Consider the following 13,041-nt stretch of genomic DNA (forward strand, 5'->3'; position numbering starts at 1 on the left):
GCCGCACGGTCCTCATCGTGCGTGGGGAAGCGCCCTCCGGGGCCGCGCGGTCCTCATCGTGCGCCGGGGCAGCGCCTCCGGGGAAGCGCGGCTTTCACCGCGTGCCGGGGACGACCAACCCCGTCTCGTAGGCGATCACCACGAGCTGCGCGCGGTCCCGGGCCCCCAGCTTGAACAGCGCGCGGCCCACGTGGGTCTTCACCGTCGCCGGGCTGATGAAGACGCGGCGGGAGATCTCCTCGTTGGACAGCCCGCCGCCGACGAGTGCCACGATCTCCCTCTCGCGTTCTGTCAATACGCCCAGAGGCGTGTCGTCGAGCCGGTGGGTACGCCCGGTGGCGACGAACCCCTCGATGAGGCGGCGCGTGACGCCGGGGGAGAGCAGCCCCTCTCCCCTGGCCACCACGTGGACGGCCCTGCGCAGCTCGTCGGGGTCGGTGTCCTTGAGGAGGAAACCGCTGGCCCCGGCCCGCAACGCGTCGAAGACGTACTCGTCGGCCTCGAAGGTGGTGAGCACGACGACCCGCACGTCCCGCAGCGAGGCGTCGCCCGCGATGATCCGGGTCGCCTCGATGCCGTCCAGGACCGGCATGCGGATGTCCATCAGCACGACGTCGGGCCGCTCCGCGCGTGCCAGCTCGACGGCCCCGGCCCCGTCGGCCGCCTCCCCGACGACGACGATGGCGGGGTCGCGTTCGAGCAGCGCGCGGAACCCGGCGCGTACCAGCGTCTGGTCGTCCACCAGGACGACGCGCGTACTCACCGGTACCCCTCCTTCGCGGGCAGCCAGGCGTGGACGCGGAACCCCCCGCCGGTGGCGGGGCCCGCGCTGAGGTGGCCGCCGAGCGCGGCGACGCGCTCGCGCATCCCGGTCAGGCCGTGACCGGGCGATCCGCCCCCGGCCTCTCCCGGTCCTCCGCCCCCGGCCTCTCCCGGTCCTCCGCCGTCGTCGACGACCTCGACGGAGACGCCCGACGGCTCGTAGGAGACGCTGATCTCGACCGCGCCCGCCCCCGAGTGCCGGATCACGTTCGTCACCGACTCCTGGATGATGCGGTAGGCACTCGCGTCGACCGCCACGGGAAGATCGTACGGCTCCCCTCGGGTGCTCCAGCCTACGCGGAGCCCCGCCCGTTCCGCCATCGTGGTCAGGTCCCGCACGCTCGACAGGCGGGGTACGGGGGAGCGGGGCTCCCCGTCCGGATCGAGGTGGCGCAGCAGGCCGATCGTCGACCGCAGCTCCCTCATGGCCTCGACGCTCGCCTCGCGGATCACCGCCACCGCCTGCCTGCTCCGCTCGGGCCTCTCCTCGAACAGCTCGTGGGCGACCTGGGCGTGCACCTGGATCACCGTGACGGTGTGGGCGATCACGTCGTGGAGCTCCCGGGCGATCCGCAGCCGCTCGGCCTCGACGCGGCGCTCGGCCTCGGCCTCCCTGGCCTCCTGGGCGATCCGCAGCCGCTCGCGTACCTCCTCCGCGAGCGCCTGCCTGCTCCGCGCCGCCTCGCCGAGGAAGAGCACGGCCGCCAGCAGCGCCGCCTGGAGCGCCGCCTTCTCGACGAGGAGGCTGAGCACCGGGTCCTGGGCGACGATCGCGCGGTAGCCGAGGCTGTAGAGACTGAGCGCGCCCACGATCACCGCCGCCCGGCCGAAGTGCCCGCGCTCCGCGGCCGTGTACGTGGCCACGCCCAGCACGATCGCGACGGACAGGCTCGGGTAGGCGAGGGAGTGGTACACCAGCACCAGCGCGCAACTGGCCACCAGCACCGGCATCGGCCGGGTACGGCGGGCGAGCAGGACCAGGCCCATCCCCGCGCCGATGGCGTAGGCCGGAGCGTCCGGCGGCCTGGCGCCCGGCTCGGCGGACACCGCGATCATCGTCGTCGCGGCGACGGCGACGAGGACGGCGAGCGCCCCGTCGAGCAGGCTGGGCGGGACACCTCGCAGGAGCGCCCGGAGGGCTCGTACCGACATAGCGCGACCATAGGACGGCGAAGCCCCTCCCGCGTCATCCCCGGGGGGCGCTTTCCGGCTCGCACCGTCAGACGGACACACGACCGGATGTCTCCTCGGACAGGCGCCCCACGAAGGCGGACGGGCTCAGGCGCCGTCACCCTTCCCGGCGCCGTCGCGGTAAGCGCTCGGGCTCACGCCCAGCGCGACGGCGCCGTCGCCCTTCCCGGCGCCGTCGCGGTAGGCGCTCGGGCTCACGCCCAGGACGCGCTTGAAGGCCGAGCTGAAGCCGAACGCGTCGGAGTAGCCCACCCTGCGTGCCACCGTGGCGACCGTCGCGGCGGGTTCGGCCAGCATGTCGGCGGCGAGCGCCATCCGCCACTCCGTCAGGTACGTCATCGGCGGCTCGCCCACGAGCTCGGTGAACCGCCTGGCCAGGGTGGTGCGCGAGACGCTCGCGGCGGCCGCGAGGGAGGCGAGCGTCCACGGCCCGGACGGGTCGTCGTGGATGGCGCGCAGGGCCGGTCCGGCCACGTCGTCGCCCAGGGCGGCGTACCAGCCGGGACTGACCGCCTCCGGCCGGTCGAACCAGTCGCGCAGCGTGCACACCAGCAGCCAGTCGAGCAGCCGGTCGAGCACGATCTGGTGCCCCGGACGGCCGGAGAGGAGCTGCGCCTCGAGGTAGGCGCCCATGGTGCTGCAGTCGTGGTCGTCCGGCACGACGAGCACGGGGGGCAGCACCCGGACCAGGCGGCGGGCGACCTCGCCGTTCACCCGGTAGGACCCGGCCAGCAGGATGGTCCGGCCGGTCAGGTCCCCGGTGGCGGCGCCGTCACGGGGGACGTCCGGCGCCGGACGCGGTGTGTCGGTGTCGGCGAACACGAAGGGCTCCGGCCCCCGTACGATCGCCGCCTCGCCCATCCGCACCCGGCGGGCCTCGTCCCCCTGGACGATCCACCCCTCGCCGCGCAGGGGGACGCAGAGCGTCAGGGAGGGACCGTCGGTGAACTTGAGCGCCCACGGCGGCGACAGCACCGACGCGCCGAAGACCGAGCCCTCGCCGCGCACCCCCCGCAACAGGTCGTCGTACGGGTCCATGGCGTCACCATAACGGGGCGATCGGACAGGCGCGGCGTACCGTCCGGGATGCCACGACAACGGGACGATCGGACAGGCGCGGCGTACGCGCGGCCATGGGCGGAGGGCTCCCCGCGCGGTTGGCTCGACGCCATGAGAGAGATCCTGATTCTGGGCGCGACGGGCAAGACCGGCCGCAGGGTGGTGCGGCTGCTGCGCGCGGCGGGGGAGCGGGTGCGGCCCGCGTCCCGTTCCAGCGAGGTGCGTTTCGACTGGTCGGAGCCCGCCACCTGGGAGGACGCGCTGCGGGGCGCCGAGGCGGTGTACCTGGTGGCGCCCGACGACCCCGCCCCGGTCCACGACTTCGTCAAGCGGGCCACGGACACCAGGCGTTTCGTGGTGCTGTCCGGCCGGGGCCTGGACCTGGTCGGCGAGGACTTCGGGCAGGGCATGGCCGCCGCGGAGCGGGCCGTGCGCGACTCGGGGGCGGAGTGGACGATCCTGCGGGCGAACAACTTCGACCAGAACTTCGACGAGGACCTGTGGCACGCGCCGCTGCGCGCGGGGCGGCTGGCGCTGCCGATCGGCGACGTGCCCGAACCGTTCGTCGACGTCGAGGACGTCGCCGAGGTCGCCGCGGCCGTGCTGACGGGGGACGGGCACGCGGGGCGGACGTACGAGCTGTCGGGGCCGCGCGGGGTGACCTTCGGCGCGGCCGTCGAGATCATCGCACGGGCCGCGGGCCGGTCGATCGAGTACGCCGAGCTGACCCCGGAGGCCTACCGGGCCGAGCTGCTCGCCCAGGGATACCCGGTGGCCGCGGCCGACGCGCTGGACGCCCTGTTCGCCCTGCACCGCGCCGGTCACACGGCCGAGCCCGCCGACGGGGTCCAGCGGGTGCTCGGCCGCCCTCCCGTCTCGTTCGAGGCCTACGCGACCCGGATCGCCGCCACCGGCGCGTGGTCCTGACACCCGGCCGTCCGCCGGTTCCGCCCCCGGGGGAACCGGCGGACGCGGGCCCGTCTCAGGGGGCGCTGTGGTGCGGGGAGGGGCGCAGGGCGTTCAGCAGGGCGTCCGGGGTGTCGGTGAAGAAACGGATCGTGGTGGCCTCGGCGCGGACGCCGAGGGGGCGGACCACGGTGACCGGCTCGGTCAGCTCGACGACCACGTTGGTCTGGGAGGACACCACCACGCCGAGTCGCGAGCCCGTCACGGTGATCATGCCGCTCTCGTTGTAGTTGCGCGACAGCCGCACCGAGGAGATCAGCTCGCGGGGGACGCGCAGGTCGAAGTAGACCCCGGAGCGGACGCGCAACTCCTCGGACGTCACGACGTGGGGCCGGGTGGCGCTCGCCGCGGCGAGCATCAGCACGTACAGGATCCCGTAGAGGTCGGCCACCAGCACCGCGACGCGCAGCCCGTGCGGCACGTCGATCGCCCTCAGCAGCAGCTCGATCCCCACCGTCTCCACGACCATCACGAACAGGAACACCAGCAGGATCGACGACTGCTCCCGCGCGTACGGCGCGGCGGTGGCGCCGGGCGGCACGCCGTGGCGGCGGCGCGCGATCCACATCCCGATGCTCGCCAGGCCCCTCAGCTCGAATCCCACGAGCCTGCGCACCTGCACGGGCACCAGGAGGCGGAAGGTCGCCCCGAGCGCCGCCCGCCGGTCGGCGCCGCCCCTGCGCTCGGCCCTGAACAGCCGGTACGCGGTCACCGCCTCCAGGACGAGCACCGACGCGACGACCAGCTCCGCCGCGACGATCACCGGGCCGGGCAACGGCACCCCCGACACCAGCAGGACCACGAGCAGCATCTCCATGGGGATGACGGCGAACAGCGCGGCACGGGCGGCCCAGAGCATCAGGTTCTCTCCTTCAGTGTCTTCATGACCAGCTGGAACACCTCGGCCTGGGCGGGGGAGACCTCGGCGTACATCGTCTCCAGCCACCGCCCGCCGTCCGCGTCCTCCGCGGGGCCGTGGCCGGGGTCCGGATCCAGGTTCGCGACCATCACCGCGGCCATCTCCTCGGGGATGTGGGCGACGAGGTCGGCGGCGAGCGCGGCGACGCGGGGATCTCCGGGGTCCGCGTCCGCGAGCTCGTCCAGTCGCCGGTACAGGTCGTGTCCCCGCGCGAGCGCGTCGGGCTCGGTGAGCGGGCGCATCAGGCCGAGCACCTGCTCCCGGCCCGACGGGCCGGCCACGGTGTCCAGCAGTGCCAGCAGCTCGCGGTCGATCTCGGCGAACCTCGACCCCGTGGTGTGCAGGTCGCGCAGCACCGCCGCCATGTCGGGGGAGACCATCGAGTCGGGATGCGGGTCCGCCTCCGCCAGCAGCGCGGCGAGCCGGTCCCGCCTGGCCCCGATCGCCTCCTGCTGCCCGGCCAGGTCCGCGTCCAGTTCCAGGAGGACCTCGCGCAGCTCCTTGCCCCGGTCGTCGGCGAGCACGTCGCGGATCTCGTCCAGCGACAGCCCGAGTTCGGCCAGCCGCCGCACCCGGGCCAGCATGACCGCGTCGCGCAGCCCGTACTCCCGGTAGCCGTTGGCCAGGCGCACGGGCTCGGGAAGAAGGTCCAGGTGGTGATAGTGGCGCACGGTCCGGGTGGACACCCCGACCAGCGCGGCGAGCTCGCCGATCCGCATGCCCTCATTAGAAACGTTGACGCTACGACAAGGTCAAACCCCGCCCACCGTCGATCTTCAGACCACCACGGGCCCGCCGGCTTCCCATCTGATCAGCACCGGTCGATGGCCGACTTGCGTACCGGTGCGGGGGTCGATCCTGAAGGCGCCGAACAGCGTGGTCGTCTCCAACGACGCGGCAGCCGACCACAGGGCGTCGCGTCCCGTGCCGCCCGCCACCGCCGCGCAGCGGGTCGCGATGATCGCGGCGGCCACCGCCTGGACGGCTGGATAGTCGGGGAGCACCCCGGCATGTTCCTGGTAGACGGCGAGGAAGTCGGATTCGCCGATACCCGTTTCGGCCGAGGCTCCGGTGCCGGGGAACCACTGTCCGACCCCGTAGACGCCGTGGGGGTCGTCGAGCGCCTGGCCGAACTCGCGGACGCCCGCCGCCACCGCGCACACCACCCGTGGTGGCGTGGGCAGTGATCTGGCCCGTCTGATCGTCTCGACGTCCTCCTCGAAGGCACCGGCGCAGAGGAGAGCCCAGGCGCCTTCGGATGTCTGCGGCAGGTCGTCCCCGGGGCCGATCCGGACCGTGTCGATGCCGAGGGATCGCGCGATCGTCTCGGCACCGGCGGCCACCTGTCGGCCGAAACCGCCCTTGCCGCAGACGATCCGTACGGGGAGCGCCTCGGTTCCGGCCAGACGCCGCAGGAACGGCTCCGCGTACCGGCTGGTAGGCGTCAGGATCGAGACGACATGTCCGGGGTGGGCCGCCTCGACGTCGTCACCTGACCCGCCGTGGTTCCAAATCAGGCGGCCGAGCTCGGCGGCGATGTCGCCGGCTCCGCGCATCAGCTGGGTCGAGTACGGGCCGAGCAGGATGTCGCAGCGATCCGACAGCCCGCGGAGTGATGTCCGCAGGACCGCGGGATCACTCCGGTCGTCCTCGATCACCAGGTTCAGCCCGTTGCTGTTCGAGGCGTGCCAGATCTCCAAACCGAGACGGGCCTGCCTGCCGAAGCGGGCATGCTTGCCGGAGAGTGACAGGCAGGCGCCGATGGTGAGTGTCGTCACCGCACCCTCACCTCGTACCGGAACTCGTGGCTGTCTGCTGCCACGATCGACGGTGTACGCCCCACGGTGCGATCAGATTCCCTCGGCGCCGTGGCCGGCGGCGATCGTGTCGATGTGACGGGCAAGCTCGAAGTCCTTGGCCGTGAGACGCTTCCCGGCGTCGTGAGTGGTGATCGCGAACCGGATCCGCTGCCAGGTGATGTGGATGTCAGGGTGGTGACCGACCTCGCGGGCCTTGGCCGCGACGTACACGGCCAGGTGTACGCACTCGTGATACGTGTGCTTGAAGGTGCGGGCGATGATGTGATCCTCGCGCTCCCATCCCGGCAGCCCGGCCAGATGAACGGTGATCTCCTCTTCGGACAGTGGCTGAGGGGTCATCGGCATCTCCAATGGGTTAGGCGAACTGAGAGATGATCTCAGCCAATTCGCGGCCGTGCCTGGTGCCTGCCCAGGCGGTCGCTCGCTGCGGAACGGCTTTGAGTTCTTGACGCAGCCTCGCCGATCCGGTGCCGTCAATGATCGACGCAGTGACCGACGCGATCTGGACAACTCGTTCCGGTTCGGGAATCGCGGCCAGAGCGGCCACCCGGCGTCCCGGTGCCATCACCGCCCTCCAGCACCTGCGGGCAGAGCTGCACACCCACCGGATCTATCCCGCCATCGCCTACGACGAAGGTCAGCCCCGCCTCGTGATCGGCGCTGACGCGCTGACCGTCTGGGCTGATCGCGAGGGCATGTTCTTCTGCTGGGGAACCGTCCACCTGGAGGAACCCGCCGACCACGCCCCGGCCGACGACCTGCCTCAGGTCGCGCGCCGGATCGCCGAACGGCTCGGCGAGCACTACACCGAGCCGACCACGGCTTCATGAACCGCGCGACGGCACGGCGACCGGTCTCCCACGCCGTCGCGCTCACAAACCCCCCGCAGGCGGTGGTGCGCGACCAGGGGCCGCGGCGGGGCGAGGGGCGACCGCGACGCCTCGGGCGAGGAGTCGCCGGTCGCCACGGTGTTCCCGTCACGTTCTCCCAGAGGGGACAACCGCCCGCGAGAGCGTGCCCCGGCCGGGGTCGGTCAGATGTCGCCGTCCTCGATGGCCTTCTTCAGGCCCGCCTGGGTCGCCTCGTGGGAGGAGACGCCGCCCGCCACCACGAAGTCGATCAGCGCGGTGTCCGCGTCGAAGGTGAGGTACTCGGTGACCTGGGTCTTCCCGGTGGTCAGCTTCTTGAAGACGATCTTCTGGTGCGTGACGACGTTGGGTACCGACCAGGTGTCCGTCTCGTAGTAGAAGCCGTCGAGGTCGATGCGCTGCTGCGCGTGCGTGTTGCTGACGACGGTCGAGCCCTCGTACGGGATCTCCTCGACCGCGGTGAAGTTGACGTTGCGCTTGCCGTACTTGGTCCAGGTCTTGTGGGTGACGACCCGCTTCAGGAACGAGTGCATGCCCAGGTGGTTGTTGACGTTCGAGTACGCCGAGAACACCGTCTTGAGGGGGGCGTCGATCGTGATGGAGATGCTGTCCTTCGCCCGGCTCCGTCCCGACCCCGCGGCGGGCGGGACGTCCTTGTAGAACTTGTAGGTGTCCCAGGCGGTCTGCCACTCGGCGGCGAGCTGGGGGTCACTGTCGGAGGTCTCCGCGCGGGCCGGGCCGGAGAGGGCGGTAAGGACGAGGGCCCCGGCGAGCAGCTGGGCCGAAAGGAGTCGAAGGTGCTTCTTCACGTGTACCCCAAGGGGAGGCAGTAAGTACAAGTGATCTTTTACCGCATAATGTCGTGATCTCTGTACTTTTGCGGCGAAGAGGCGAAAAAATCTTTTTGTGACGTTATGTACGGATGGGTGAAGATCAGGCGCGTTCCTGCCGGGGCAGGACCACCTCCCGCAGGATGAGCAGGATGGCCGCGACCATCGGGATGCCCAGCAGCGCGCCCACCACGCCGAGCAGCGCGCCGCCCAGCAGGGCGCCGACGATCGTGGCGAGCGGCGGCACGTCGACCGAGCTCTTCATCACGGTCGGGGCGATCCAGTAGTTCTCGATCTGCTGGTAGATCGTGAAGAAGACGAGGCAGACGATGCCGACGGTCGGGGAGACAAAGAACCCCACCAGGGAAGCGACGCCCGCGCCGATGAAGGCGCCGACCAGGGGGATGAGGTCGGTGAGCGCCACGATCAGCGAGAGCGCCAGGGCGTACGGGACCTGCATGATGCTCAGGAAGAAGAAGGTCGTCACACCGGCGATGAGCGAGATGATCAGGTTCCCGGCGACGTAGCCGCCGATGCTGTCGATGATCTGGTCACCCAGCAGGGTCGCGCGGGTCCGGCGGGACCGGGGGACGAGGCGGTAGGCCATCCGCTTGAGCGACTTCAGCGAGCCCAGGAAGTAGAGCGTCAGCACCAGCACCGTCAGCGAGTTGAAGACCGCCCCGATGAGGACCGTCCCGATGCCGAGCACGCCGCCGAACATCTGGGTGCCGAAGTCGCCGCTCGTCACGTACGTCTGGAGCTTCTCCAGCAACTGGAAGCGCTGGTCCAGGTCACGGATGAGCGGGTTGTTCTGCAGCTCCTGGACGTACTGCGGGAGCTGGTCGACGAACTGGGCGGACTGCGTGGTCAGCGGGGGCACCACGGCCAGGCCGAAGACGACGAAGACGAGGATGACGCACAGGAAGACGGCGGTGATGGCCGCCACGCGCGGGACGTTGCGCCGCTGGAGCACCTCGACGGCCGGGTTCAGGCCGATGGCCAGGAAGATCGAGACGATGATGAGGATCAGCACCGAGCTCGCGCTCGCGACGGCCTGCACCAGCCACCAGGCGGTGAGCACGCCCAGGGCGGCGGTGAAGCCGAACACGAACGGGTTGTTGCTCATCGAGCGCCCGGGACGGCCGAACGGCAGGCTGTTCGGCACCACCCCTGAGGACGCGCCCCCCGAGGACGCGCCCCCCGAGGACGAGGCACCCGGAGCAGGGGGCTCACCCCCCGAGGACGCGGCCTCCGAGGGCACGGGCGCGGTGGCCGCGCCCGCGGGCACGGTCGCGGGACCGCCGGGACCCGCGGGCAGGGGGTCCGGCAGGACCAGGGGGCCCGCGGAGGTCAGGATCGGCTCGGCCGTCGCCTCGGCGGACGTGGATGGGGCGACCGTCTCCGTGGACGGCGCGCCGGTGGCGGGCGGGGACGCTGCCGCCGCCGTGGCGCGGTCAGCGGAGATGGGCTCGGGCACCAGCAGCCACTGCCCTTTCCGGAGAGAGATAGTCGGCTTCCGCCAACCATACTTTCCCCTGGTCACCGCATGGTTCGCAGCATAAGGAGCTGGAGGGACGTGAGGGGGCGGAGAGGCGTGGTCAGGGCATGCTGACGTACTGCCGGGGGCGCAGGGCGTGGCCGCGCAGGGCGGCCAGGGCGGCGGAGCGGCCCGCGGGGGTGAGCCGGCCGTCGACGCGGAGCCCGAAGGCGTCCAGCCGCCTGCCCAGCTCGGTGAGCGAGGCGTCGACCTCCACGGTCTGCCACTCCGCGCAGTCGATCACGGCGGTGACGTGGTCGCGGTCGGCGGGGGCGCCGTCGGCGAGCAGCATCAGCGCCACCTCCCTGGCCGAGGCGCGGAAGGCGTTCTCGCCCGACGCGGGGGCGAGCAGGGCGGCGGCCGCGGTCTCCCAGAGCAGGTCGGCGTCGCCGAGCAGGCGCTCACCGGCCGGGGTGGTCACCAGGCGCCTGCCGGCCCGGCGCAGCGCGCCCATGTGGTCCTGGGCCACCTCGCGGACGGTCGCCAGCTCCGCGCCGCTCCAGGTGCTCTCGGCGAGCACGGAACGGGCGAGGTTGTGCCGCTGGGTCAGCGGGATGCCCTCGGGACGCAGGCCCACGGTCAGCAGCCAGCGCAGCGCCCCCAGGTGGGCCTCGTCCGGCGCGGGGATGGGCGCGTGCAGCCGTACCTCGAAGGGCTGGGCGAGCTCGCGCCAGGCGGTGCCCCGGCCGAGGACCCAGCGGTTGAGCCGCTCGCCCTGGACCCGGTGCAGCCAGTTGTCGCCGCCCAGCTCGGGGCGGGGCGTGGTGAGCCAGTGGCTGGTGAGCTTCTGCCGCTCCTCGGGGCCGGGGACGAGCTCGCCGGAGACGATGGCCAGCTCCAGCGCGGCCGAGCAGGCGCCGTGCGCGCCCAGCTCCTCGGGGCCCATGATCGAGCTCCACCGCAGCTCCGGGACGTCGGGCGGGAGCACGCCCGTCGCGTCCAGGGCGGTCTGGTACGCGGCCATCCCGGCGTCCTCGCCCAGGCGGGCGTAGGTGCGCAGGATCTGGGTCGTCGTGGCCGACGAGCACAGGGCCGCGTAGCGCTCAAGACCGCCCAGCCGCAGCAACCGGCCCAGCGCGCGGGCGATCGCCGGGCGGTCTCCGGTGACCTTGGAGGGCAGGGTGTACCAGAGGAACTCGCAGACGTTGAGCTCGGTGATCGTCTCCAGTGGCTCGCCGCCGGTCAGCCAGTCGATCGCGCTGCGGGCGTGCTCGGCGGAGGCGGGCTCGGAACGCTCCAGCTCCGACAGGAGTGCGGCCACGTCCGGTGCAGGCATGCTTCGAAGTCTGCCGTATGCGGGCCTGCTCTGACGATGGACGTGACGTAATGGATCCTGCACGGTGCCTACCCTAGGAAATGTCTTCTAAGTGGCTCATATGCGGGCGCTCAGATCCAGCCCTTCTTGAAAAGCATTCGTGAACTCCACTCGGCGTACGGGACGATCTCGGCGGTGAGCACCGGGTGGAGCCACCAGAAGTTGACGAGCGCCAGCAGCGCGAAGGCTCCCACGACGGCGGCGCCGACGGTCCGGCGGACCTGCGGGGCGCTCGCCGGGCCGATGATCAGCCCGGACGCGAGCACGATCGCCAGGATCATGAAGGGGACCATGGGGATCGCGTAGAACAGGAACATGGTCCGGTTGTCGGCGATCGCCCAGTAGAACCAGGGCAGCCAGCCCGCCGCGTAGGCGAGGAGCACGGCGCCGGCGCGCCAGTCGCGGGTGGCGACGTACCAGGCGATCATGGCGATGAGGGCGGCGAGGCCCCCGTACCAGATGACCGGGGTGCCGACCCCGAGGACGGCCTGGGAGCAGCTGTCGGCGCCGCAGGCGCCCTTGGGGCTCTCGTAGAAGAACGCCACCGGGCGCAGCAGCAGCGGCCAGGTCCAGGGGTCGGACTCGTAGTTGTGCGGCGTCGCCAGCCCGGTGTGGAAGCCCAGCACCTGGAAGTGGTAGCTCAGCCACGACCGGAGCGAGTCGAAGACGAAGAACCCGGGGCCCTGCGAGGTCGCCTGCGCCCAGTTGCGGCCCCAGCCGCCCGCGGAGGCGAACCAGCCGGCCCAGGAGGCGACGTAGGTGACCGCGGGCAGCAGGGCCATCGCGCCCAGCGCGCCGGTCAGGTCCTTGCCGAGGACCCCGGCGTACGGTCTGCGCAGGCCGATCGCCCGGCGGGCCCCGGCGTCCCAGGCCAGGGACATCACCATGAAGGCGACGAGGAAGAACACTCCCGACCACTTCACCGCGCAGGCCGCGCCCAGGCACAACCCGGCCGCGATCCGCCACGGCCGCACTCCCAGCCCCGGCCCGTGGTCGCTCAGCGGCGAGGTCTCGTACCAGGTCACCAGCCGCTCCCGCGCCCGGTCACGGTCGACCACGAGGCAGGCGAAGCCGGCCAGCACCCAGAACATCAGGAAGATGTCCAGCAGCGCGGTGCGCGACAGCACGAAGTGGAGCCCGTCCAGCGCGAGCAGGAACCCGGCGAGGCAGCCGAGCATGGTCGAGCGGGTCATCCGGCGGGCCACCCGGGCCAGGATCAGGATGGACAGCACCCCGACCACGGCCCCGGCGAACCTCCAGCCGAAGGGGGTCATGCCGAAGAACTGCTCGCCCAGGCCGATCATCCACTTGCCCAGCGGCGGGTGGACCACGTAGGAGGCGCACTTGTCGATCTCGGCGGGCGCGCACTGCTGCCAGATGCCGGTGCCGCCGTTCATCAGGATCTTGTCGGCGTCCTTGACGACGTTGTGCTCGGCGCCGAAGGTGATCAGCGCCCAGGCGTCCTTGGCGTAGTACGTCTCGTCGAACATGACCGCGCGGGGGTGGCCGAGGTTCGTGAAGCGCAGGATCGCCCCGAACACCGTGACCAGCAGCGGGCCCAGCCAGCCCCACAGGGCGCCGCCGGGCATCGGCGGCACCAGCCGGTCGCGCGCCGAGCCCTTCGCCCCGCCGGGCGGCTGGGGCTCCGGCTGCTTCGGTGCCTGGTTGGTGAAGTCGGTCACGGCCACCCGGACATCGTACGGTCCCCCCACC

Annotated in this window: 13 protein-coding genes; 2 read left to right on the plus strand and 11 right to left on the minus strand. The window is 71.8% G+C overall.

Annotated features, from left to right (window positions below):
- Positions 1-94: 94 nt before the first annotated feature.
- The 3 genes from ACFYWM_RS06425 to ACFYWM_RS06435 form a co-directional block, all read right to left on the minus strand.
- Positions 95-763, minus strand: coding sequence for a response regulator (locus ACFYWM_RS06425; RefSeq protein ID WP_389909507.1), 669 nt, complete (start codon positions 761-763; stop codon positions 95-97).
- Positions 760-1,974, minus strand: coding sequence for a sensor histidine kinase (locus tag ACFYWM_RS06430; RefSeq protein WP_389909510.1), 1,215 nt, complete (start codon positions 1,972-1,974; stop codon positions 760-762). Before ACFYWM_RS06430 ends, ACFYWM_RS06425 begins: the two co-directional genes overlap by 4 nt.
- A gap of 126 nt (positions 1,975-2,100) precedes the next feature.
- Positions 2,101-3,051, minus strand: coding sequence for an AraC family transcriptional regulator (locus ACFYWM_RS06435; protein ID WP_389909513.1), 951 nt, complete (start codon positions 3,049-3,051; stop codon positions 2,101-2,103).
- Positions 3,052-3,183: 132 nt separating this feature from the next.
- Here ACFYWM_RS06435 and ACFYWM_RS06440 point away from each other — a divergent pair, with 132 nt between their 5' ends.
- A complete protein-coding gene (locus tag ACFYWM_RS06440; RefSeq protein WP_389909515.1) occupies positions 3,184-3,999 on the plus strand; it encodes an NAD(P)H-binding protein in 816 nt (271 codons plus the stop codon).
- A 55-nt stretch (positions 4,000-4,054) separates the two neighbouring features.
- Here the strand turns inward: ACFYWM_RS06440 and ACFYWM_RS06445 are convergent, their stop codons facing one another.
- The 4 genes from ACFYWM_RS06445 to ACFYWM_RS06460 all read right to left on the minus strand — a co-directional run bounded on the left by ACFYWM_RS06445 (position 4,055) and on the right by ACFYWM_RS06460 (position 7,116).
- Positions 4,055-4,897, minus strand: coding sequence for a hypothetical protein (locus tag ACFYWM_RS06445; RefSeq protein WP_389909518.1), 843 nt, complete (start codon positions 4,895-4,897; stop codon positions 4,055-4,057).
- Entirely contained in the window at positions 4,897-5,676 is a 780-nt protein-coding gene (locus ACFYWM_RS06450; protein ID WP_389909521.1) for a MerR family transcriptional regulator, read from the minus strand. Before ACFYWM_RS06450 ends, ACFYWM_RS06445 begins: the two co-directional genes overlap by 1 nt.
- A gap of 57 nt (positions 5,677-5,733) precedes the next feature.
- Entirely contained in the window at positions 5,734-6,735 is a 1,002-nt protein-coding gene (locus tag ACFYWM_RS06455) for an ABC transporter substrate-binding protein (RefSeq protein WP_389909524.1), read from the minus strand.
- Positions 6,736-6,807: 72 nt separating this feature from the next.
- Entirely contained in the window at positions 6,808-7,116 is a 309-nt protein-coding gene (locus tag ACFYWM_RS06460; RefSeq protein ID WP_389909527.1) for a 4a-hydroxytetrahydrobiopterin dehydratase, read from the minus strand.
- Between the two features lie 137 nt (positions 7,117-7,253).
- Here ACFYWM_RS06460 and ACFYWM_RS06465 point away from each other — a divergent pair, with 137 nt between their 5' ends.
- Complete coding sequence (locus tag ACFYWM_RS06465; RefSeq protein WP_389909530.1) at positions 7,254-7,607, plus strand: hypothetical protein; 354 nt, start codon at positions 7,254-7,256, stop codon at positions 7,605-7,607.
- A gap of 203 nt (positions 7,608-7,810) precedes the next feature.
- Here ACFYWM_RS06465 and ACFYWM_RS06470 read toward each other — a convergent pair whose 3' ends face one another.
- The 4 genes from ACFYWM_RS06470 to ACFYWM_RS06485 form a co-directional block, all read right to left on the minus strand.
- Positions 7,811-8,455: a hypothetical protein gene (locus ACFYWM_RS06470; protein ID WP_389909532.1), complete on the minus strand. Its 645-nt coding sequence runs from the start codon at positions 8,453-8,455 to the stop codon at positions 7,811-7,813.
- Positions 8,456-8,579: 124 nt separating this feature from the next.
- The gene (locus ACFYWM_RS06475) at positions 8,580-9,953 is read right to left on the minus strand and encodes an AI-2E family transporter (RefSeq protein WP_389909534.1); all 1,374 of its coding nucleotides are present in this window, start codon (positions 9,951-9,953) and stop codon (positions 8,580-8,582) included.
- 121 nt (positions 9,954-10,074) lie between these two features.
- Positions 10,075-11,289 (minus strand): hypothetical protein, encoded by a 1,215-nt coding sequence (locus ACFYWM_RS06480; protein ID WP_389909537.1) that lies wholly within the window; start codon positions 11,287-11,289, stop codon positions 10,075-10,077.
- A gap of 110 nt (positions 11,290-11,399) precedes the next feature.
- Positions 11,400-13,016 carry a dolichyl-phosphate-mannose--protein mannosyltransferase gene (locus tag ACFYWM_RS06485; RefSeq protein WP_389909539.1) on the minus strand — a complete coding sequence of 539 codons (1,617 nt, stop codon included), beginning with the start codon at positions 13,014-13,016 and terminating at the stop codon, positions 11,400-11,402.
- Positions 13,017-13,041 lie beyond the last annotated feature (25 nt).

The sequence above is a fragment of the Streptosporangium sp. NPDC002721 genome, from assembly GCF_042888905.1.
GTDB lineage: Bacteria > Actinomycetota > Actinomycetes > Streptosporangiales > Streptosporangiaceae > Streptosporangium.